This is a genomic window from Bradyrhizobium sp. LA6.8, assembly GCF_040547935.1.
Taxonomy (GTDB): Bacteria; Pseudomonadota; Alphaproteobacteria; order Rhizobiales; family Xanthobacteraceae; genus Bradyrhizobium; species Bradyrhizobium barranii.
This window is the reverse complement of record NZ_JBEPQQ010000002.1, coordinates 848,755-869,377: the sequence shown is the minus strand read 5'-3', so window position 1 is coordinate 869,377 and position 20,623 is coordinate 848,755. Positions and strand designations below refer to the sequence as shown.

The following is a 20,623-nucleotide window of genomic DNA, read 5'->3' as shown; positions in this document are numbered from 1 at the left end:
GTTATGGATTCCGGGCCTGCGCCTTGCGGCGCATCCCGAAATGACGAGGGTTGAGATGAAGCGGCCATCACGCCGCCTTCGACGCCGCCGCCAGCGACGCGAACGTCTTGCCTTCGGCCGCGAGCTTCTTCAGCAAGGGCGCGGGCTCGAGGCTCGGATCGTTGGTCTCCTTGGCGTAGAAGGAGAGACGATCGGCGATGTGCTTGAGGCCGACGGTGTCGGCCCAAAACATCGGGCCGCCGCGGTAGATCGGCCAGCCGTAGCCGTAGAGCCAGACCACGTCGATGTCGGAAGGACGCGCCGCGATGCCCTCTTCGAGGATCTTCGCGCCCTCGTTGATCATCGGGTACATCATGCGCTCGAGGATCTCCTCGTCGCTGACGACGCGCTTCTTGCGGCCGAGACGGAGCAGCGTCTCGTCGATCAGCTTCTCGACCTCCGGATCGGGCAGTGCCGAGCGACTTCCTGCTTCATACTTGTAGTAGCCCTTGCCGGTCTTCTGGCCGAAGCGGCCGGCTTCGCAGAGTGCGTCCGCGATCTCCGACTTGATGCCGCGGTCCTTGCGCGAGCGCCAGCCGATGTCGAGGCCGGCGAGATCGCCCATCGCGAACGGTCCCATCGGCATGCCGAATTTGGTGACCACGGCGTCGACCTGCTGCGGCAAGGCACCTTCGAACAGCAGCTTTTCCGACTGCTTGCCACGCTGCGCCAGCATGCGGTTGCCGACGAAGCCGTCGCAGACGCCGACCACGGCCGGCACCTTCGCGATCTTGCGCGCGATGGTCACAGCGGTGACCAGCGCATCCGGCGCGGTCTTGTCGGCGCGCACGATCTCGCACAGCTTCATGACGTTGGCGGGCGAGAAGAAGTGCATGCCGAGCACGTCCTGCGGCCGCTTGGTCGACTTCGCGATCTCGTCGATGTTGAGGTAGGAGGTGTTGGAGGCGAGCACGGCACCGGGCTTGACGTATTGGTCGAGCTTGCCGAACACTTCCTTCTTTACGGCCATGGTCTCGAACACGGCCTCGATCACCAGGTCAGCATCACCGACGTTCTCGATGCCGACGACGCCGTTGATCAGCGCCATGCGCTTGGCGGGCGCGTCGGCCGGAATGCCACCGCGCGCCGCGGTCGCTTCCCAGTTCTTCTGCATGATGCCCATGCCGCGCTTGAGCTGCTCCTCGCCGGTCTCGATCAGGGTGACGGGCACGCCGGCATTGGCAAAGGACATCGCAATGCCGCCGCCCATGGTGCCGGCACCGAGGATGGCGACGCGGTTCACCGGCCGCGACTTGGTGCCTTCAGGGACGCCGGCGATCTTGCTGGCCTCGCGCTCGGCGAAGAAGGCATAACGCTGCGCCTTGGACTGGTCGCTGGAGACGAGCTTGAGGAAGCCCTCGCGCTCCTTCTTCAGCCCCTCGTCGAACGGCAGGTCGATGGCGTAGCCGACGGCGTCGGCGGCGGCGAACGGCGCTTCCAGGCCGCGCGACTTCTTGGTCATGGCGGCGACCGCATTGGTGAAGATCGAGCGGTCGGCCTTGGCCGCCGCGAGCTTGGAATCGTCGTCGCGCAGGCGCCGCAGCGGGCGCTTCTCGGCGAGCAGCTTGCGCACGAAGGCTTCGCCGCCGGAGGCCGGACCTTCGACGATCTCCTCGATCAGGCCATTCTTGAGCGCTTCGGCAGCACCGATCGGATCACCGCCGACGATCATCTTGACCGCGAGTTCCGGCCCGACCGCGCGCGGCAGGCGCTGGGTGCCGCCGGCGCCCGGCAGCAGGCCGAGCTTCACCTCGGGCAGACCGAGCTTGGCTTCCTTCACGGCCACGCGGAAATGACAGGCCAGCGCGACCTCGAGGCCGCCGCCGAGCGCGGTGCCATGGATCGCGGCGACGACCGGCTTGGGCGAGTTCTCGATCTCGGCGAGGACGTCGTTGAGGGCGGGCGGCTTCGGCGGCTTGCCGAACTCGGTGATGTCGGCGCCGGCGATAAAGGTGCGGCCGGCGCAGGTCAGCACGATGCCCTTGATCGCGGGATCGGCGATCGCGGCCTTGATGCATTCGAGAATACCGCCACGCACTGCGGCACTCAGCGCATTGACCGGAGGACTGTTGACCGTGACGATCCCGACTTCGTCATGACGCTCAAGCTTGACCACTTCGCTCACGGCTTCCCTCCTTGGTGGGGATTTACTTTTGTTCGATTTCGCGGTGCGGAATTTAATTCCGCATCTTGACGGCAGGGTTATTTTGAAGCACGGACGTTGTCAACGACTCCGCGCAAGAAGCAGATCAGGGATGAAGCGTACAGGCAAGAAGACTGCGACCGATCGGAATTTCGTCGTCGCGCTTTCCCGCGGACTAGATGTTTTGCGCGCATTCCAACCCAGCGACGGACTTCTCGGCAACCAGGAGATCGCCGCGCGGACGAACCTGCCCAAGCCGACCGTTTCGCGCCTGACCTACACGTTGACGAAGCTCGGTTATCTGACACCGGTTCCCCGTTTCGAGAAGTATCAGCTCGCGCCCGCCGCGATGGCGCTCGGCTATGCGGCGTTGTCCAATCTCGGCGTTCGGCATTTGTCCGAGCCATTTCGCGAGGAATTGATGCGCGCGACCGGCGGCGCCGTCGCGATCGGCGGCCGCGACCGTCACAGCATGATCTATTTCGGGCAAAGTCGCGGCAGCGAGACGGTCGGCGTTCAACTGGACGTCGGCTCCCGCGTGCCGATTGCAACCAGCGCGATGGGCCGCGCCTATTTCTGGGCGCTCGACGAAGAAGGCCGCGCCGAGGTGTCCCGCATCCTGCGCGAACATTACGGCAGCCGCTGGCCGAAGATGCGCGACGGACTGGAACGTTCCGGCGAGACCGTTGCGAAATACGGTTTCGCGATGTCCGTCGGCGACTGGCACGACGACATCGGCGCCGCCGGCGTCGCGCTCAAGCTCAACGACGGAACCGGACCTTACGCATTCAATTGCGGCGCGCCCGCATTCCGCTTCACGGAAGAGCGTTTGATCAACGACATTGGACCGCGTCTGCTGGCGATGGTAAGGAACATTGAAGCGGCACTCGGGGGACTGATGCCGCAATCCAAAAAAGAAGTCAGCAAAAAGCTGAAATCAGGAGGAAAAGTTGCGCGTGTGGCCGAGGGGTTCAGATAGCCTTTGTCATCACCGGGAGCGGTTCGCATCGCCCCTTCGCCCACTGACGTGTGTGGGCGAGACGAGATGACGCAGGCACAGCTCGCGCGGGGGACATCGCCCCTGCTCGCGGTTCGCGACGTCAGCGTCGTGTTCGGCGGCATCATCGCGCTCAACGGCGTGTCCTTTGACATGCACAAGGGCCAGATCCTCGGATTGATCGGCCCCAACGGCGCCGGCAAGACCACGCTCTTCAATTGCCTCTCGCGGCTCTATCAGCCGTCGTCGGGCGACATCCTGATGGAAGGCGTGAGCATCCTGTCGCGGCCTCCGCACCGGATCGCCGAGATCGGCATTGGCCGCACCTTCCAGAACGTGGCGCTGTTTCCGAACCTCTCGGTGATGGACAACGTCCGCGTCGGCGCCCATTCGAAGACCTCCAGCGACATCATCAGCGACTCGCTTCGGCTCGCCTGGGTCCGGCGCAGCGAGACCGAGGTCAACAAGAAGGTGCAGGAGATCCTCGCCTATCTCAAGCTCGAGGACGTCGCCCACACCATCGTGTCCGGCCTGCCCTTCGGCACGCAGAAGCGCGTCGAGCTGGCGCGCGCGCTCGCGGCCGACCCGAAGATCCTGCTGCTCGACGAGCCGGCCGGCGGCCTCAACCACGAGGAAGTCTATCTGCTCGGCGACCTCATCCGCCGCATCCGCGACGACCGCCACATGACCGTGCTGCTGGTCGAGCACCACATGGGCCTCGTGATGTCGATCGCCGACCACGTCGTCGCGCTGAATTTCGGCAAGAAGCTCGCGGAAGGCACGCCGGCCCAGGTGCAGGCGGACCCCGACGTCATCAAGGCCTATCTCGGGAGCAAGGACCAATGACGACGCTGCTCAACGTCAAGGACCTGCGCGCCTATTACGGCCAGGTCCAGGCGCTCCATGGCCTGTCCTTCTCGCTCAACGAAGGATCGTTGACGACGCTGCTCGGCGCCAATGGCGCCGGCAAGACCACCACCCTGCGCGCGATCTGCAACATGGTGCGTTCCACCGGCGCGATCGAGTTCGAAGGCAAGCCGCTCAGCAACCGCTCTACCGAGAGCATCGTGCGGTTCGGCATCGCCCACGTGCCGCAGGGCCGCGGCACCTTCACGACCATGACGGTCGAGGAGAACCTCCAGCTCGGGGCCATCACCCGCAAGGACAGCGCCGGCATCGTTTCCGACATCGAGCGCATGTACGCGCATTTCCCGGTGCTCAAGCAGCGCCACACCCAGCAGGCCGGCACGCTCTCGGGCGGCGAGCAGCAGATGCTCGCGGTCGCCCGTGCGCTGATGCTGCGGCCGCGCCTGATGCTGCTCGACGAGCCGTCCTTCGGACTGGCGCCGTTGGTCGTGCGCGACCTGTTCGGCATCCTCGGCAAGATCAACCGCGAGGACAAGGTGTCGATCCTGGTGGTCGAGCAGAACGCCCAGCTCGCGCTCGAGCTCGCCGACCAGGCCTACGTGATCGAGACCGGACGCATCGTGATGTCGGGCAATGCCAAGGACATCGCGAACAACGAAGAAATCCGCAAATCCTATCTGGGTTACTGAGGAGCCGGCACGATGGAGCTGTTCACCAACCAAGTGCTGGCCGGCATCGCCACGGGCGCGATCTACGCCTGCATGGCGCTCGCCGTGGTCATGATCTACCAGGCGATCGACCATCTCAACTTCGCGCAGGGCGAGATGGCGATGTTCTCGACCTTCATCTCCTGGCAGCTGATGCAATGGGGCGTGCCTTACTGGGCCGCCTTCATCCTCACGCTGGCGCTCTCCTTCATCGCCGGCATCGCGATCGAGCGCATCCTGTTCAAGCCGCTGGCGAAAGCGCCGGTGCTGACCAACGTCGCCGGCTTCATCGCGCTGTTTGCGATCATCAACTCCTCGGCCGGCCTGATCTGGGACTTCACCATCAAGCAGTACCCGACCCCGTTCGGCTCCGCGCCGTTCCTGGGCAGCCAGCTGATCTCGACCCACCAGGCCGGCATGATCGGCGTCACGGTGCTGCTGCTGCTCGGCCTCTACTTCTTCTTCCAGTACACGCGCATCGGCCTGGCCATGCGCGCGGCCGCCTCGGTGCCTGAATCGGCCCGCCTCGTCGGCATCAACACGTCCTGGATGATCGCGCTCGGCTGGGGCATGGCGACCGCGATCGGCGCGATCGCCGGCATGCTGATCGCCCCTGTCGTGTTCCTCGAGCCCAACATGATGGGCGGCGTGCTGATCTACGGGTTTGCCGCCGCCGTGCTCGGTGGTCTCACCAGCCCGTTCGGCGCCGTGGTCGGCGGCTTCCTGGTCGGCATCTTCGAGAACCTCGCCGGCACCTACATCCCCGGCGTCGGCAATGAGCTGAAGCTCCCGATCGCGCTCGCGCTGATCATCTCCGTCCTGGTTGTCAAACCCGCTGGCCTGTTCGGCCGGCACATCGTCAAGCGAGTTTGATCATGAGCGCTGCAGAAGAAGTCGTTGCAGAAGGCCACGAGGCGGTCGAGGCTGTTCCGAAGCGGGCCATGACGCTGGGCACCGGCACCTCGCTGGTGGTGCTCGCGGCACTGCTGATCGCACCCGTTTTCGTCAAGAACTTCATCATCTTCCAGATGACGATGCTCCTGATCTACGGGCTCGCGGTGCTGGCGCTGAACATCCTGACCGGCGGAAGCGGCCAGTTCTCGCTCGGCCAGAGCGCGTTCTACGCGGTCGGCGCCTATACGACAGCGGTGCTGATGGAGCACTTCAACGTCAATTACGCGCTGACGCTGCCGATCGCCGGCGTCGTCTGTTTCGGCTTCGGCTTCCTGTTCGGGCAGCCGGCGCTGCGGCTCTCCGGCGTCTACCTCGCGCTTGCGACCTTCGCGCTCGCCACCGCCATGCCGCAGCTCCTCAAGCTGAACTTCCTCGAGCACTGGACCGGCGGCGTGCAGGGCCTCGTCGTCACCAAGCCGGATGCGCCGTTCGGCCTGCCGATGTCACAGGACATGTGGCTGTACTACTTCACGCTCGTGGTCGTGATTGCGATCTACATCTTCTCGGTGAACCTGCTGCGTTCCCGCTCGGGCCGCGCCTTCATGGCGATCCGCGACAACGAGATCGCGGCCTCCGCGATGGGCGTGGACGTCGCGCTGTACAAGACGCTGGCCTTCGGCGTCTCCGCCGCCATCACCGGCATCGCCGGCTCGCTTGGCGCCATTGCGGTGCAGTTCGTCGCGCCCGACAGCTACACCATCACGCTCGCAATCTCGCTGTTCCTCGGCATGGTCGTCGGCGGCGTCGGCTGGCTGCCCGGCTCGATCGTCGGCGCCGCCTTCATCATCTTCGTGCCGAACATCGCGGAGGGCATCTCCAAGGGCCTCTCCGGCGCGGTGTTCGGCGTGCTCCTGTTCCTCGTCATCTACCTCGTGCCGCATGGCGCAAGGCAAGTCGCGATCCTGGGCCAGCAACTCGCCGGTCGGCTCAGGAAGAACTGAAACGTCCATCCAGACTGTTGTTTTAACCAAGGAGACCCAATTGCTTTTCGGAAGAATACTGCGAACCACCGCACTCGTAACGGCGGTCGCGACCCTCACCTCCGGCGCAGCACTTGCCCAGAAGAAATACGACACCGGCGCGTCCGACACCGAGATCAAGATCGGCAACATCATGCCGTACAGCGGTCCGGCGTCGGCCTATGGCATCATCGGCAAGACCGAAGAAGCCTATTTCAAGATGATCAACGACAAGGGCGGCATCAACGGCCGCAAGATCAACTTCGTCACCTATGACGACGCCTATTCGCCGCCGAAGGCCGTCGAGCAGGTCCGCAAGCTGGTCGAGAGCGACGAAGTGCTGGCCGTGTACAATCCGCTCGGCACGCCCTCGAACACCGCGATCCAGAAGTACCTGAACGCCAAGAAGATCCCGCAGCTGTTCGTCGCCACCGGCGCCACCAAGTGGAACGACGCGAAGAACTTCCCCTGGACCATCGGCTGGCAGCCCTCCTACCAGAGCGAAGCGCAGATCTACGCGAAATGGCTGATGAAGGAAAAGCCGAACGCCAAGGTCGCGATCCTCTACCAGAACGACGATTTCGGCAAAGACTACCTCAAGGGCACCAAGGACGGTCTCGGCGCCAAGGGCGCGTCCATGATCATCATGGAAGAGAGCTACGAGATCTCCGAGCCGTCGATCGACGGCCACATCGTCAAGATCAAGGCCGCCAATCCCGACGTGCTGCTGATCTACGCGACGCCGAAGTTCGCGGCCCAGACCATCAAGAAGACCGCCGAGCTCAGCTGGAAGCCGCTCCAGATCCTCACCAACGTGTCGATCTCGGTCGGCAGCGTGATGAAGCCGGCCGGCTTCGAGGCCTCGCAGGACGTGCTGTCGGCGGCCTATGCCAAGGATTCCACCGACCCGCAGTGGAACAACGATCCCGGCATGAAGAAGTGGAACGAGTTCGTCGACAAGTACATGCCTGGCGCCGACAAGACCGACACCGGCATGGTCTATGGCTATGGCGCGGCGTCGACCCTGGTCAAGACGCTGGAGATGTGCGGTGACGACCTCACCCGCGCCAACCTCATGAAGCAGGCCGCGTCGTTGAAGGACTTCGCACCGGACACCCTGCTGCCCGGCGTCAAGATCAACACCAGCGCCACCGACTTCGCCCCGATTTCGCAGCTCCAGATGCAGCGCTTCAAGGGCGAGAAGTGGGAACTGTTCGGCGAGATCATCAGCGGCGACGTCGCCTCCGAGTGACGCTGACGCAATAGTCCAAGTCTGGTCAGTTCAAGTCTAGTCAAATCTGACAAAGCCCCCGCGGGCGACCGCGGGGGCTTTTTGTTGACGTCGGACGTCAATCTTGTTCAATGCGGCGCCGATCCATTCCGGGTGGAGAAAGATGACTGTCGTTCGATTTCAGGTTGCGGCCGTTTCGGCCGCGCTCGCGTTGTGCACTGCAATGAGCAGCCCGGCACTGGCGCAAAAGAAATACGACAGCGGCGCTTCCGATACCGAGATCAAGATCGGCAACATCATGCCCTATAGCGGGCCGGCCTCCGCCTATGCCGCGATCGGCAAGGCCGAGGAAGCTTATTTCAACAAGATCAATGCCGAGGGCGGCATCAACGGCCGCAAGATCAAGTTCATCTCCTACGACGACGGCTATTCGCCGCCGAAGACTGTGGAGCAGGCGCGCAAGCTGGTCGAGAGCGACGGTGTGCTGCTGATCTTCGGCTCGCTCGGCACCTCCACCAACGGCGCCATCCGCAAATACATGAACGAGAAGAAGGTGCCGCAGCTGTTCGTGGCGAGCGGCGCCTCCAAGTGGAACGATCCGAAGCAATATCCGTGGACCATGGGCTGGCAACCGAGCTACGCCAGCGAGGCGCGCATCTACGCCAAATACGTCATGAAGGAGAAGCCGGACGCGAAGATCGGCGTGCTCTACCAGAACGACGATTTCGGCAAGGACTATCTGAAGGGGCTGAAGGACGGCTTAGGGGCCAAGGCCTCGATGATCGTGCTCGAAGACGGCTACGACACCTCGGAGCCCGCGATCGACGAGCACGTCGTGAAGCTGAAGGCCTCGGGCGCCGACGTCTTCCTCAGCATCACCACGCCGAAATTCGCCGCGCAGGCGATCAAGAAGGCGGCCGAGATCAACTGGCATCCGGTCCACATCATCTCCAACGTCTCGGCTTCGGTCGGCGGCGTGCTCGAGCCCGCGGGCCTGGAGATCTCGCAAGGCATCCTGTCGGCGAGCTACACCAAGGACGGCTCCGACCCGCAATGGAATGCCGATGACGGCATGAAGAAGTTCTATAATTTCCTCGCGCAGTACGACCCCAAGGCCAACAAGCTCGATGCCGGCGTGGTGTTCGGCTATGCCGCGGCCCAGACCATGGTGAAGGTGCTGCAGATGTGCGGCGACGAGCTCACCCATGAGAACGTCATGAAGCAGGCCGCTTCATTGAAGGATTTCGAGCCCGACACGCTGCTGCCCGGCATCAAGATCAACACCTCCGCCGATAATTTCGCCCCGATCGAGCAGCTCCAGATGATGCGGTTCAAGGGCAGGAAATGGGAGCTGTTCGGCGACATCATCTCGAGCGAGCTCGGCCACTGAAGCCGCGCAACTCAAAATCGCCTCCGACTGATTAATCAACTCAAGACAGCGGCGCCGTCTCGCAGTCGCACACGAGCGCGCGCCGGTCATTGACTACTAAAGGAGCAGCCCTGCGACACAGCCGCGGGGGCTTTCTGTTGAAGGCTCCCGGTAAATCGTATTGAATTGCGTCCGCGCCGCCAAAATCATCAAGCCAAGAAAAGGGACGCACACACACCAAGAAAATAGGGAGATAGGAATGCCCGCTGTCACCGGCAAACTTGCGGCCGCGTCACTGGCGCTTGCGCTCATTGCGGCCTCGGCCTCCACTGCATCGGCCCAGAAGAAATACGATACCGGCGCGACCGACACCGAAATCAAGGTCGGCAACATCATGCCCTACAGCGGACCGGCCTCCGCCTACGGCATCATCGGGCGGACCGAAGCCGCCTATTTCAAGAAGATCAACGACGAGGGCGGCATCAACGGCCGCAAGATCAATTACATCTCCTATGACGACGCCTACTCGCCGCCGAAGACGGTGGAGCAGGCCCGCAAGCTGGTCGAGAGCGACGAGGTGCTGTTCATCTTCAACTCGCTCGGCACGCCGCCGAACTCGGCGATCCACAAATACATGAACTCGAAGAAGGTGCCGCAGCTGTTCGTCGCGACCGGCGCCACCAAGTGGAACGATCCGCAGAACTTCCCCTGGACGATGGGCTGGCAGCCCAACTACCAGAGCGAGACGCAGATCTATGCGAAGTGGCTGCTCAAGAACAAGCCGGACGCCAAGATCGCGGTGCTTTACCAGAACGACGATTACGGCAAGGACTATCTCAAGGGCCTCAAGGATGGCCTCGGCTCGAAAGCCGCCTCGATGATCGTCATCGAAGAGAGCTACGAGACCTCCGAGCCGACCATCGACAACCACATCGTCAAGCTGAAGTCGACCGGTGCCGACGTCTTCATGAACATCACGACGCCGAAATTCGCCGCGCAGGCAATCAAGAAGAATTCCGAGATCGGCTGGAAGCCGCTGCACTTCCTCAACAACGTCTCGGCCTCCGTCGGCAGCGTGATGAAGCCGGCCGGCTTCGAGAACGGCCAGGACATCATCTCGGCCGACTATCTCAAGGACGTGTCGGATCCCGCGTGGAACAACGATCCCGGCATGAAGGAGTTTCTGGCGTTCATGACCAAATACTTCCCCGAGGGCGACAAGCTCGATAAGGGCACGATCGTCGGCTATGCCGTGGCGCAGACACTGGTCCAGGTCTTGAAGCAGTGCGGTGACAATCTCACGCGCGAGAACATCATGAAGCAGGCGGCGAACGTGAAGGACTTCCGCACCGAGGCGCTGCTGCCGGGCGTGAAGGTCAACACCTCGCCGACCGATTTCGCGCCGATCAGCCAGCTTCAACTCGAGAAGTTCAAGGGCGAGAAGTGGGAGCTGTTCGGAGACGTAATCAGCGCCGACGTCGGCGGCTAGCCCCAAACGACAGAGAGCCCCCTGCGCGGCCATCGCAGGGGGCTTTTGCTTGCGTGCGGATTATGATCACGCGATTGCACAATCGAATGATGGTAAAGCCCGCTTACGCTTTGGCGCCTGATGCGGTAGGCAGGGAGCCGGCGATTTTGTCGCCATCATTTCAGTTCGCTGAAGGCCTTCGCCATGACCGACCGACGTCCCCTGCTCCGCGCGCTCTACGACGCCGCCGTTGCCGCCGCCCATCCCAGCACGATTCTGGCGCCGTATCTGCGGCCCGCGCCGAAAGGGCGCGTGATCTGCCTCGCCGCCGGCAAGGGCGCGGGTGCGATGGCCGCGGCAGCCGAGCGGCATTATCTCGACACGCTCAAGCTCGCGCCGGAGCGCCTCGTCGGCATCGCCACCACGCGCCACGGCTACGGCGTGCCGACGCGCCGCATCCGCGTGGTCGAGGCCGGTCATCCCGTTCCCGATGAAGCCGGCCTGAAGGGCGCCGCCGATACGCTCGCGCTCGCTGGCGAGGCCGGGCCCGACGATCTGCTGCTGGTGCTGCTCACCGGCGGCGGCTCGGCGAACTGGATCGCCCCGGTGGACGGCATCAGCTTCGCGCAGAAGCAGGCGGTCAACAAGGCGCTGCTCCGCTCGGGCGCGCCGATCGGCGAGATGAACACGGTCAGGAAACATTTGTCGCGGATCAAGGGCGGCCGGCTGGCGCGCGCCGGCAAGAATGCCGCCGAGATCGTGACGCTGGCGATTTCCGACGTGCCGCACGACGATCCGTCCGCCATTGCTTCCGGCCCCACCGTGCCCGATCCGACCACGCTGGCGGATGCGCGCGCGATCGTCGCGAAGTACAAGCTCGCCATCGACGACGCCGTCCGCCGCGCGCTCGACGATCCCGCCAACGAAAGTGCCAAGCCTGATGATGCCGCCTTCGCGCGCGCGCATTTCGAGCTGATCGCGCGGCCCAAGCAATCGCTCGACGCCGCGGTGAAGCTCGCCAAGGAAGCCGGCTACGAGACCATCGATCTCGGCGCCGATCTCGAAGGCGAGGCGCGCGAGGTCGCGGCCGATCACGCCAGGCTCGCGCTTCAAGCACGCGCGCAAGGCAAGCGCCTCGCGATCCTCTCCGGCGGCGAGCTCACCGTTACCGTGCGCGGCAATGGGCGCGGCGGCCCCAACCAGGAATACGCGCTGGCGCTCGCCGGCCTGTTGAAGGACACACCTGACATTTCCGCTCTCGCCGGCGACACCGACGGCGCCGATGGCGGCGCCGGCCACCCAACCGACCCCGCCGGCGCGCTGATTGATGCTGCGACGTTCGCCAAGATGAAGGCGCTGGCGCTTCAGCCGCAGGCGTATCTGGACAACAACGACGCGACGACGTTCTTCGAGGCGACCGGCGATCTGCTGATGCCGGGACCGACGCTGACGAACGTGAACGATATCAGGGTGATTTTGGTGGATTGAGGCGCCTGCCCAGGTCTCGCTGTCATTCCCCGCGACCCGGCTACGCCAAGGCTTCGCCGGGGTTGAGGTCCAGGGGCGCCGAAGCTTTAGCGTAGGCGGCAGGCGGGTAATCCAGTACGCCGCGGCCTATCGGTTCGATCACAAGCGTCTCGGAGTACTGGATCGCCCGGTCAAGCCGGGCGATGACAGCCGGGCCTCAAAACTCGTTCGCGATTTTCGAGAGCATCCCGATCAGGGCTTCGCGGTTGGCCTGCCCGAGCAGCTCGTTCAGCCGGGACTCGTGCTTGGTGGCGACCAGCTTTTTCGCCCGGGTCAGCACGGCCTTGCCCTTGTCGGTCAACACCAGGATGTGCGAGCGGCGGTCGTTGGTGGAGCGGATCCGCGCGCAGAGGTCGCGGCTCTCCAGATTGTCGAGCATCGCCACGAAGTTCGGGCGCAGGATGCCCAGCGTCGAGGCGATCTCGGTCTGGTTACGGCCCGGATTCTTCTCGACCAGCAGCAGCACGGAGAACTGCGCCGGCGTGAGCTGGAGCGAGGCCATGCAGCGTAAAAAGTTCTCGAACACCTTGAGCTGCGCCCGCTTCAGCACGTAGCCGAGCTGCTCGGAGAGCTCGCCAAGCTGGAGGGCTTCAGGCTGGGCCTCGGCCGCGTCCTTGCGGCCCTTGGCCGCGTCGCCGGGCTTTTCAGAAGACTTTTCGGCGGTTTTGGAAACGGTCATCGCCTCGTGCTCGTGATCCCGCTAAATTCGGGGCGGGTCGTCCGCCCCACCCTTGAAGTTATATTTGATAATTGTTATGGACCATATCAAATATCGTCAGCGTTTCAATGGCTGTGAGCGGACCGTCCACCGCAATTGCGGAGCCCGGTCCCGATCTTTGAGGGGGAGCGTCCGGTCTTGAATACCACCATCATGCTGTTCCTGGTACAGGACGGCATCACCAATGGCGCGATCTATGCGCTGCTCGGCCTGGCGCTGGTGCTGGTGTTCGCCGTCACGCGCGTCATCCTCATTCCCCAGGGCGAATTCGTCACCTACGGCGCGCTGACCTATGCCTCGCTGGCCGCGGGCCAGATGCCGGGCACGGCAAAGCTCGCGCTGGCGCTGGGCATCGGCGCCTTCGTGTTCGACCTGTTCGTGGCGCGCAAGGCGCTGCACGGCCGCCTGATCGTGCGCAGCCTCGTCACCAACGTCGTGCTGCCGGCCATCGTGCTGGCGCTGACCATCTACTTCGCCGCCCAGAAGCCGCCGGTCGCGGTCTGCATCGCGCTGTCGCTGGTGATCGTGGCGATGATCGGCCTCTACCTCTACCGCATCGCGTTCCAGCCGCTGGCGCACACCTCCGTACTGGTGCTGCTGATCGCATCGGTCGGCGTCCACCTCGCGCTGCAGGGCCTCGGCCTGCTGTTCTTCGGCGCCGAAGGCCAGCGCGGACCTGCCGTGCTGTCCGGCTCCTTCACCGCCGGTGCACTGCGCTTCACCGGCCAGAGCATCACCGTCTACGGTATCACCATCGCCTTCATCGTCGGGCTCTGGCTGTTCTTCGGGCTGACGCTCTACGGCAAGGCGCTGCGCGCGACCGCCGTGAACCGGCTCGGCGCCCGCCTTGCCGGCATCCGCACCACGCTGTCCGGCCAGATCGCCTTCCTGCTGGCCTCCGTCATCGGCGCGCTGTCGGGCATCATGATCGTGCCGATCACGACGCTCTATTACGACTCCGGGTTCCTGATCGGCCTCAAGGGCTTCGTTGCCGCAATCATCGGCGGCCTCGTCAGCTATCCGCTCACCGCCGTCGCGGCGCTGGTCGTCGGCATCGTCGAGGCGTTCTCGTCCTTCTACGCCTCCAACTACAAGGAAGTGATCGTCTTCATGCTGCTGATCCCCGTGCTGCTGCTGCGCTCGCTCGCCGCGCCCGCGGTCGAGGAAGAGAAGGACTGACGCGCATGCAGAGCCGGCTTCCCATCCTCATCTTCGCGCTTCTCATGGCGGCGATCCCGCATCTCCCGGGCATGCCGCCGTTCTGGATCGTGCTGCTCGACAATATCGGCCTTGCCGCCCTCGTCGCGATGGGCCTCGTGCTGCTCACCGGCGTCGGCGGCCTGACCTCGTTTGGCCAGGCGGCTTTCGTCGGGTTCGGCGCCTACACCACCGCGGTGCTGTCGACGGCCTACGGCCTGTCGCCGTGGCTGACCTTGCCGCTGTCGCTATTGGTCAGCGGATCGTTGGCGGTGCTGCTCGGGCTGGTGACCGTCCGTCTCTCCGGGCACTATCTGCCGCTCGGCACGCTCGCCTGGGGGCTGGGCCTGTTCTATCTCTTCAGCAAGCTGGAATTTTTGGGAAGAAACGACGGCATCTCGGCGATCCCGCCGCTGTCGATCGGCTCATTCAAGATGCTTTCGCCCGGCTCGATCTATTACGCGATCTGGGTTGCCGTGATCCTCTCGGCCCTGCTCACGATGAACCTGCTGGATTCCCGCACTGGCCGCGCCATCCGCGCGCTGCGGCGCGGACACGTCGCGGCCGAAGCGTTCGGCGTGCACACGCCGCGCGCAAAGCTCCTGGTGTTCATCCACGCCGCGGTGCTCGCCGGCCTCTCCGGCTGGCTCTACGCGCATCTCCAGCGCGCCGTGAACCCGACGCCGTTCGGCGCGCAGGCCGGCATCGAATATCTCTTCATCGCGGTGGTCGGCGGCGCCGGCTATGTCTGGGGCGGCGTGCTGGGCGCGGCGATCGTCGTGGTCCTGAAGGAGGTGCTGCAAAGCTATTTGCCGCTGATCCTGCCCGGCTCCGGGCAGGTCGAGACCATCGTTTTCGGCATCCTGCTGGTGGCGCTGCTCCAGCTTGCGCCCGGCGGCGTCTGGCCCTGGCTGATGTCGTTCCTGCCCGAGCGCACCAGTGGCAAGAAGCCGGACACCTCGCTGAAACTGGAGCAGCGCACCCGCGCGGCCGGCCAGTCCGGCGTCCTGCTTCAGGTCGAGAAGGCACGAAAGCAGTTCGGTGGCGTGATTGCGGTCAACAACGTCTCCTTCGACGTGCAGGCGAAAGAGATCGTCGCGTTGATCGGACCGAACGGCGCGGGCAAGAGCACGACGTTCAACCTGATCACCGGCGTCCTGTCGGCGACCTCAGGCTCGATCTCGGTGCTCGGCAAGAAGGTCGACAGAGCGCCGCCGCAGGAGATCGTCAAGCTCGGCATCTCCCGTACCTTCCAGCATGTGAAGCTCGTCCCTGATATGACCGTGCTGGAGAATGTCGCGATCGGCGCGCATCTGCGCGGCCATTCGGGACCGATCTCCTCGATGCTGCGGCTCGACCGCGCCGATGAAGCGAGGCTGCTCGCGGAGGCCGCCCGCCAGATCGAGCGCGTGGGCCTCGCCGAGCAGATGCATCAGCTCGCAGGCTCGCTCTCGCTCGGCCAGCAGCGCATCGTCGAGATCGCGCGTGCGCTGTGCGTCGATCCGATGCTGCTGCTACTCGACGAGCCGGCCGCCGGCCTGCGCCACATGGAGAAGCAGCGTCTTGCCGCGCTGCTGCGCGAATTGCGCGACGGCGGCATGAGCGTGCTTCTTGTCGAGCACGACATGGGCTTCGTGATGAACCTCGCCGACCGCATCGTGGTGCTCGATTTCGGCACCAAGATCGCGGAAGGCACGCCCGCCACGATCAAGACCAATCCCGAAGTGATCAAGGCCTACCTCGGAGTGGCCGCATGAGCGCGCTGTTGTCCGTCGCCGACGCGCATGTCGCCTATGGCAAGGTCGAGGCCGTGCGTTCGGTCTCGCTCGAAGTCGGCGCCAACCAGATCGTCACCATCGTCGGGGCAAATGGCGCCGGCAAGACCACGCTGCTTTCCGCCATCATGGGCATCTTGCCGCTGAAAGGCCGCGTCACCTTCGCCGGTCAGGATTTGTCACGGCTCGACATCGAGGACCGCGTCGCGATGGGGCTCGGCCTCGTCCCCGAGCACCGCGAGCTGTTCGTGACCATGAATGTCGAGGACAATCTCGAGCTCGGGGCCTTCCGCATCGAGCGCAGCAAGGCGAAAGCCTCGATGGAGCGCGTCTACACGCTGTTTCCGCGGCTGAAGGAGCGGCGCAAGCAACTCGCGGGCACCCTCTCCGGCGGCGAGCAGCAGATGCTCGCGATGGGCCGCGCCCTGATGGGCGAGCCGAAGCTCTTGATGCTGGACGAGCCGAGCCTCGGCCTCGCCCCGATCATCGTCGCCGACATCTTCCGCATCGTCACCGAGCTGCGCGCCAGCGGCGTCTCCGTGCTGCTGGTCGAACAGAACGCGCAGGCCGCGCTGAAGATCGCGGACCAGGCCTATGTGATGGAGCTCGGCGAGTTCGTGCTCAGCGGCAAGGCGAGCGATGTCGCGGCGAACGAGCGCGTGGCGGCCAGCTACCTCGGCTTCCAGCACGAAGGCGCGAGTGTGATCTGATTTCTTGGCTGGCTCCTCTTCCTTCTCCCTCGTTGGAGAAGGTGGCGCGCGTAAGCGCGCCGGATGAGGGGTTCTCTCCACGAATGACGACGTGGGACCATCGCCGGTAGAGAGACGCCCCTCACCCGTCTCGCGGCTACGCCGCGAGCCACCCTCTCCCGCAGGGGGAGAGGGTGTACCTTGCGAGCCGCGCTAGCTTTCGCTTGAAGGCAGACTCGCTTTTCCCTTCAACGCCGCGACCTCCGCTTCCAGCTCCGCGATCCTCGCGTCCCTCGCCGCCAGCACTACCGCAACATCCGGCGCATCGAACTTCTGCGGAATGTGCTGCGGGCAGTTGGTGTCCCACGCTGCGATCTTGAACAGGATCACCTGCTCCGGGCGCGCGCGGTACCCCTTGGGCATCAGCGACGTCGTTAGCGCCTCATCGTCCTCGACGACGCGCGCCTCGCCCCAGATCTTGACGCGGCGGCGATGGGCGTAGTCCATCACGAAGATATAGGCCTTGGGATTCTCGGACAGGTTTCCCTGCGTGATGTATTGCCGGTTGCCGGCGTAGTCCGTGAAAGCCAGCGTCTGCTTGTCCAGCACCTTCAAAAACCCCTTGGGGCCGCCGCGGTGCTGGATGTAGGGCTGGCCATCGCCCGACGCGGTCGCGAAATAAAAGCTGTTGGCGTCAGCCAGGAACGCCGCAAGGTTCTCGTCGACCTCGGTGCGCCATCCGCGCTGCTCGGCATGAGCATAGCCTTCGCGTGATCCCTTTCGTGTCTGGATCGATTTCACCGCCGGCGTGAACGCCACGTCGCTGGCGTAGGTGTGAGTTGCCGTCATCGGAACATCTCCTGAAATCCCGGCGCATCCCTGCGTCTTTCGCTGTCTAAAGTGGACCTTCCGGCGGGCAAAACAATCTGGCCACTTGACACTTCATCATTGCAATATATGCAATAATACCGTGGACCGCCTCGAAGCCATGCACGTCTTCGTCACCGTCGCCGATCTGCGCGGCTTTGCGCCGGCGGCGCGCAAGCTGCAGCTGTCGCCATCGGCCGTGACGCGGCTGATCGCGGCGTTGGAGGAGCATCTCGGCGCGCGGCTGCTGCAGCGCACCACCCGGCAGGTGAGATTGACCGATGTCGGCACGCGCTATCTGGAGCGCGCGCGGCGCATCCTCGCCGATGTCGAGGAGGCCGACGGCTCCGCGCGCGAGGAGCGCAACCGGCCGAGCGGCCGTCTGGTGGTGTCGGCGCCCCTCGGCTTCGGGCGGCTGCATGTCTCGCCGGTCATGACCGATTATCTCAAGCGCTATCCGGAGGTCACGGCCGAGCTCAGGCTCTCGGACAACCTCGTCAATCTCGTCGAGGACGCGGTCGATGCCGCGGTGCGGATCGGCCATCTCGCCGATTCTTCGCTGGTCGCACGCCAGGTCGGCGAGATGCGGCGGATCACGGTGGCGACGCCGGGCTACCTGAAGCGCCACGGCGAGCCGAAGACGCCACAGGAATTGCTCGCGCACCAGACCATCGCGTTCGGCCCCTACGCCAATTGGCACTTCGTCCAGGACGGCCGCGATATCGAGTGGACGCCGACGCCACGTTTTACCAGCAACAGCGCCGACGCCGCCCTGCAATATGCAGAAGCCGGCGGGGGCATCACGCGGGTGCTGGCCTATCAGGCCGCAGAGGGGTTGAAGCGCGGGCGGCTGAAAATCGTGCTGGCGAAATACGAGCAGCCGGCGCTGCCGATCCACATCGTCTATCCGACCTCGCGTTTGCTGTCGGCCAAGGTGCGGGCGTTCGTCGATCTCGTGGTGGAGACGGCGGAGTGGAGGTTTGGGTGAGGTCTCCCTCTCCGTCATGGCCGGGCTTGTCCCGGCCATCCACGTTCTTTGACGCGGAAAGTCAGAACGTGGATGCCCGGGACAAGCCCGGGCATGACGACGGAAAGGGCGGGGGCTCACCCCTTCTTCGGCACCACGCGGAACGTCCCGCTAGCGCGTGCGATCACGGCGTCATCGGCCTTTGCGAGACTCTGCGCGAAACAGATCGTCTTGCCGGTCCTGATCACGTCGCTCTCGATCGCGAGCCACTGGCCGATCTCGGCGGAGCCGACGAAATCGACCGTGAGCGAGATCGTGACGAACGAGGTGGTCCAGTTCGTCATCTGCGCGCAGCTATAGCCCATGGCGTTGTCCGCGAGTGCGGCGATGAGGCCGCCATGGATCAGGCCGCGGCCGTTGGTGTGCGGCTTGGCGAGACGCAGGCCGATGATCACGGCCTTGTCGGTCTTCTTCGCGTAGAGCGGCTCCCACGGCTCGGTGAGCGGACTCTTGCGGGAAAGCGGCTCGAAGCCGTCGGGGATGTCGGTGTCGGTCATAGCGTGTCTCGCGTTGCTGGTTGGCGTCATTGAACGCGATGTGGATGACAGTTTCACTGCCTACAAAGTTTTAAACGGAATTTGCGCGGGTGTTTGAAATGGGCACTCCCGTCATTGCGAGGAGCGAAGCGACGAAGCAATCCAGACTTTCTCCGCGGAAACAGTCTGGATTGCTTCGCTTCGCTCACAATGACGATGTGGAGAAAGCACGCGATGCCGTAGGGTGGGCAAAGGCGCATAGCGCCGTGCCCACCATCTCGTAGCAAACGCAAAAGCTGGTGGGCACGCTGCGCTTTGCCCACCCTACGGCACCCTCCTAAAACGGCAGCCCCACATAGTTCTCCGACAGCGACGTCATCGCGGCCTGCGACTGCGTGACGTAGTCGAGCTCGGCGAGCTGGATGCGCCCGCCGATGGTGCCGGTGTCGGGGAATTTGTGCAGCATCGAGGTCATCCACCAGGAGAAGCGCACCGCTTTCCAGACCCGCGCCAGCGCCGTGGCGGAATAGGCGTCGATGCCGGCGTTCGATTTCTCGTCGTAGAATTCGCGCAGTGCGTTCGACAGATAGTGCGCATCGCTGGCAGCTAAGTTCAGCCCCTTCGCGCCGGTCGGCGGCACGATGTGGGCGGCGTCGCCGCACAGGAACATCGTGCCGAACCGCATCGGCTCGGCGACGAAGCTGCGCAGCGGCGCAATGCTCTTCTCGATCGAGGGGCCCGTGACCAGACTGTCGGCCGCCTCCTGGTCGAGCCGGCGCTTCAATTCGTCCCAGAAGCGGTCGTCCGGCCATTGGTCGACATGGTCGTCGAGCGCGCACTGCACGTAGTAGCGGCTGCGCTTGGTCGAGCGCATGGTGCAGAGCGCAAAGCCGCGGGCGTTGTTGGAATAGATCAGCTCGTGGCTGACAGGGGGCGTCTCCGAGAGGATGCCGAGCCAGCCGAACGGATAGATCCGCTCGAACTCCTCAATCGCCGTGGCCGGGACGCTGGCGCGGCTGACGCCGTGAAAGCCATCGCAGCCGGCGATGAAGTCGCAATCGATCGTGTGGGTGACCCCGTCCTTGACATAGGTGACGCGCGGCCGACTACCGTCGAAATCGTGCGGCTGCACGTCCTTGGCCTCGTAGACCGAGGTGAGACCCGCGGCCTTGCGCGCATTCATCAGGTCGAGCGTGACCTCGGTCTGGCCATAGATCATGACCGTCTTGCCGGTCGCGGCCTTCATGTCGATGCGGTGACGGCGGCCGGAAAAGGCGAGCTCGATGCCTTCATGCACCAGGCCTTCGGCATGCGCCCGCGCGCTGGCGCCGATCTGGTCGAGCAGCGCGACGGTTCCCTCCTCGAGGAGGCCGGCACGGATGCGGCCGAGCACGTAGTCTGGGCTCTGCCGCTCCAGAATCACATTGTCGATGCCGTATTGGTGCAGCAGTTGCCCAAGCAACAATCCGGCCGGCCCGGCCCCGATGATTGCGACTTTTGTCCGCAATACTTGCTCCTCCCGATCCTGTAGGTTTTCGCCGCGGCTCGCTTGTCGCGTCGGTCCGCGCAAGATAATTATATCATATAATCGTTGGGCAAAAGGGGAGTGCGCC

The 20,623-nt window shown here is 64.3% G+C and carries 18 protein-coding genes; 13 read left to right on the top strand and 5 right to left on the bottom strand.

From position 1 onward, the window contains the following. Positions 1-67: 67 nt before the first annotated feature. Complete coding sequence (locus ABIA90_RS11200; RefSeq protein ID WP_063980943.1) at positions 68-2,164, bottom strand: 3-hydroxyacyl-CoA dehydrogenase NAD-binding domain-containing protein; 2,097 nt, start codon at positions 2,162-2,164, stop codon at positions 68-70. Between the two features lie 130 nt (positions 2,165-2,294). Between ABIA90_RS11200 and ABIA90_RS11195 the strand changes: the two genes are divergently transcribed. The 9 genes from ABIA90_RS11195 (at position 2,295) to ABIA90_RS11155 (ending at position 12,222) form a co-directional block, all read left to right on the top strand. After that, positions 2,295-3,161 carry an IclR family transcriptional regulator gene (locus ABIA90_RS11195; protein WP_028151937.1) on the top strand — a complete coding sequence of 289 codons (867 nt, stop codon included), beginning with the start codon at positions 2,295-2,297 and terminating at the stop codon, positions 3,159-3,161. Positions 3,162-3,227: 66 nt separating this feature from the next. After that, entirely contained in the window at positions 3,228-4,025 is a 798-nt protein-coding gene (locus tag ABIA90_RS11190; RefSeq protein ID WP_166345288.1) for an ABC transporter ATP-binding protein, read from the top strand. After that, positions 4,022-4,735 carry an ABC transporter ATP-binding protein gene (locus tag ABIA90_RS11185; RefSeq protein ID WP_014498266.1) on the top strand — a complete coding sequence of 238 codons (714 nt, stop codon included), beginning with the start codon at positions 4,022-4,024 and terminating at the stop codon, positions 4,733-4,735. Before ABIA90_RS11190 ends, ABIA90_RS11185 begins: the two co-directional genes overlap by 4 nt. 12 nt (positions 4,736-4,747) lie before the next feature. Continuing rightward, a complete protein-coding gene (locus tag ABIA90_RS11180; protein WP_354118849.1) occupies positions 4,748-5,626 on the top strand; it encodes a branched-chain amino acid ABC transporter permease in 879 nt (292 codons plus the stop codon). Between the two features lie 2 nt (positions 5,627-5,628). Continuing rightward, positions 5,629-6,648: a branched-chain amino acid ABC transporter permease gene (locus ABIA90_RS11175; RefSeq protein ID WP_028151939.1), complete on the top strand. Its 1,020-nt coding sequence runs from the start codon at positions 5,629-5,631 to the stop codon at positions 6,646-6,648. A gap of 40 nt (positions 6,649-6,688) precedes the next feature. Continuing rightward, positions 6,689-7,918, top strand: coding sequence for an ABC transporter substrate-binding protein (locus ABIA90_RS11170; protein WP_071916729.1), 1,230 nt, complete (start codon positions 6,689-6,691; stop codon positions 7,916-7,918). A 142-nt stretch (positions 7,919-8,060) separates the two neighbouring features. Then, the gene (locus ABIA90_RS11165; protein WP_354118848.1) at positions 8,061-9,287 is read left to right on the top strand and encodes an ABC transporter substrate-binding protein; all 1,227 of its coding nucleotides are present in this window, start codon (positions 8,061-8,063) and stop codon (positions 9,285-9,287) included. A gap of 238 nt (positions 9,288-9,525) precedes the next feature. After that, a complete protein-coding gene (locus ABIA90_RS11160; RefSeq protein WP_354118847.1) occupies positions 9,526-10,755 on the top strand; it encodes an ABC transporter substrate-binding protein in 1,230 nt (409 codons plus the stop codon). Between the two features lie 183 nt (positions 10,756-10,938). Then, the gene (locus ABIA90_RS11155) at positions 10,939-12,222 is read left to right on the top strand and encodes a glycerate kinase type-2 family protein (protein ID WP_354118846.1); all 1,284 of its coding nucleotides are present in this window, start codon (positions 10,939-10,941) and stop codon (positions 12,220-12,222) included. Positions 12,223-12,418: 196 nt separating this feature from the next. On the opposite strand, the gene ABIA90_RS11150 is transcribed toward ABIA90_RS11155, so the two are convergent. Continuing rightward, entirely contained in the window at positions 12,419-12,940 is a 522-nt protein-coding gene (locus ABIA90_RS11150) for a MarR family winged helix-turn-helix transcriptional regulator (protein ID WP_071916733.1), read from the bottom strand. Positions 12,941-13,117: 177 nt separating this feature from the next. On the opposite strand from ABIA90_RS11150, the gene ABIA90_RS11145 reads away from it, so the two are divergent. The 3 genes from ABIA90_RS11145 to ABIA90_RS11135 are packed head-to-tail and all read left to right on the top strand — an operon-like array spanning position 13,118 to position 16,661. Further along, positions 13,118-14,158 carry a branched-chain amino acid ABC transporter permease gene (locus ABIA90_RS11145; RefSeq protein WP_085403557.1) on the top strand — a complete coding sequence of 347 codons (1,041 nt, stop codon included), beginning with the start codon at positions 13,118-13,120 and terminating at the stop codon, positions 14,156-14,158. 5 nt (positions 14,159-14,163) lie between these two features. Beyond that, complete coding sequence (locus ABIA90_RS11140; protein ID WP_354118845.1) at positions 14,164-15,933, top strand: branched-chain amino acid ABC transporter ATP-binding protein/permease; 1,770 nt, start codon at positions 14,164-14,166, stop codon at positions 15,931-15,933. Beyond that, positions 15,930-16,661, top strand: a complete 732-nt coding sequence (locus tag ABIA90_RS11135) for an ABC transporter ATP-binding protein (protein WP_354118844.1) — start codon at positions 15,930-15,932, stop codon at positions 16,659-16,661. Before ABIA90_RS11140 ends, ABIA90_RS11135 begins: the two co-directional genes overlap by 4 nt. Positions 16,662-16,853: 192 nt before the next feature. On the opposite strand, the gene ABIA90_RS11130 is transcribed toward ABIA90_RS11135, so the two are convergent. After that, positions 16,854-17,489, bottom strand: coding sequence for a pyridoxamine 5'-phosphate oxidase family protein (locus tag ABIA90_RS11130; RefSeq protein ID WP_354122450.1), 636 nt, complete (start codon positions 17,487-17,489; stop codon positions 16,854-16,856). A 121-nt stretch (positions 17,490-17,610) separates the two neighbouring features. On the opposite strand from ABIA90_RS11130, the gene ABIA90_RS11125 reads away from it, so the two are divergent. Beyond that, positions 17,611-18,495, top strand: a complete 885-nt coding sequence (locus ABIA90_RS11125) for a LysR family transcriptional regulator (protein ID WP_085403554.1) — start codon at positions 17,611-17,613, stop codon at positions 18,493-18,495. A 116-nt stretch (positions 18,496-18,611) separates the two neighbouring features. On the opposite strand, the gene ABIA90_RS11120 is transcribed toward ABIA90_RS11125, so the two are convergent. Further along, complete coding sequence (locus ABIA90_RS11120) at positions 18,612-19,031, bottom strand: PaaI family thioesterase (protein ID WP_354118842.1); 420 nt, start codon at positions 19,029-19,031, stop codon at positions 18,612-18,614. A gap of 316 nt (positions 19,032-19,347) precedes the next feature. Next, positions 19,348-20,517, bottom strand: coding sequence for a 4-hydroxybenzoate 3-monooxygenase (gene pobA / locus ABIA90_RS11115; RefSeq protein WP_354118841.1), 1,170 nt, complete (start codon positions 20,515-20,517; stop codon positions 19,348-19,350). Positions 20,518-20,623: the final 106 nt, after the last annotated feature.

Excerpts from the sequence above, each read along its gene's own strand:
- ABIA90_RS11195 (WP_028151937.1), top strand. The coding sequence starts at position 2,295 with ATGAAGCGTACAGGCAAGAAGACTGCGACCGATCGGAATTTCGTCGTC.
- ABIA90_RS11190 (WP_166345288.1), top strand. The coding sequence starts at position 3,228 with ATGACGCAGGCACAGCTCGCGCGGGGGACATCGCCCCTGCTCGCGGTT.
- ABIA90_RS11185 (WP_014498266.1), top strand. The coding sequence starts at position 4,022 with ATGACGACGCTGCTCAACGTCAAGGACCTGCGCGCCTATTACGGCCAG.
- ABIA90_RS11180 (WP_354118849.1), top strand. The coding sequence starts at position 4,748 with ATGGAGCTGTTCACCAACCAAGTGCTGGCCGGCATCGCCACGGGCGCG.
- ABIA90_RS11175 (WP_028151939.1), top strand. The coding sequence starts at position 5,629 with ATGAGCGCTGCAGAAGAAGTCGTTGCAGAAGGCCACGAGGCGGTCGAG.
- ABIA90_RS11165 (WP_354118848.1), top strand. The coding sequence starts at position 8,061 with ATGACTGTCGTTCGATTTCAGGTTGCGGCCGTTTCGGCCGCGCTCGCG.
- ABIA90_RS11160 (WP_354118847.1), top strand. The coding sequence starts at position 9,526 with ATGCCCGCTGTCACCGGCAAACTTGCGGCCGCGTCACTGGCGCTTGCG.
- ABIA90_RS11155 (WP_354118846.1), top strand. The coding sequence starts at position 10,939 with ATGACCGACCGACGTCCCCTGCTCCGCGCGCTCTACGACGCCGCCGTT.
- ABIA90_RS11150 (WP_071916733.1), bottom strand. The coding sequence starts at position 12,940 with ATGACCGTTTCCAAAACCGCCGAAAAGTCTTCTGAAAAGCCCGGCGAC.
- ABIA90_RS11140 (WP_354118845.1), top strand. The coding sequence starts at position 14,164 with ATGCAGAGCCGGCTTCCCATCCTCATCTTCGCGCTTCTCATGGCGGCG.
- ABIA90_RS11135 (WP_354118844.1), top strand. The coding sequence starts at position 15,930 with ATGAGCGCGCTGTTGTCCGTCGCCGACGCGCATGTCGCCTATGGCAAG.
- ABIA90_RS11130 (WP_354122450.1), bottom strand. The coding sequence starts at position 17,489 with ATGACGGCAACTCACACCTACGCCAGCGACGTGGCGTTCACGCCGGCG.
- ABIA90_RS11120 (WP_354118842.1), bottom strand. The coding sequence starts at position 19,031 with ATGACCGACACCGACATCCCCGACGGCTTCGAGCCGCTTTCCCGCAAG.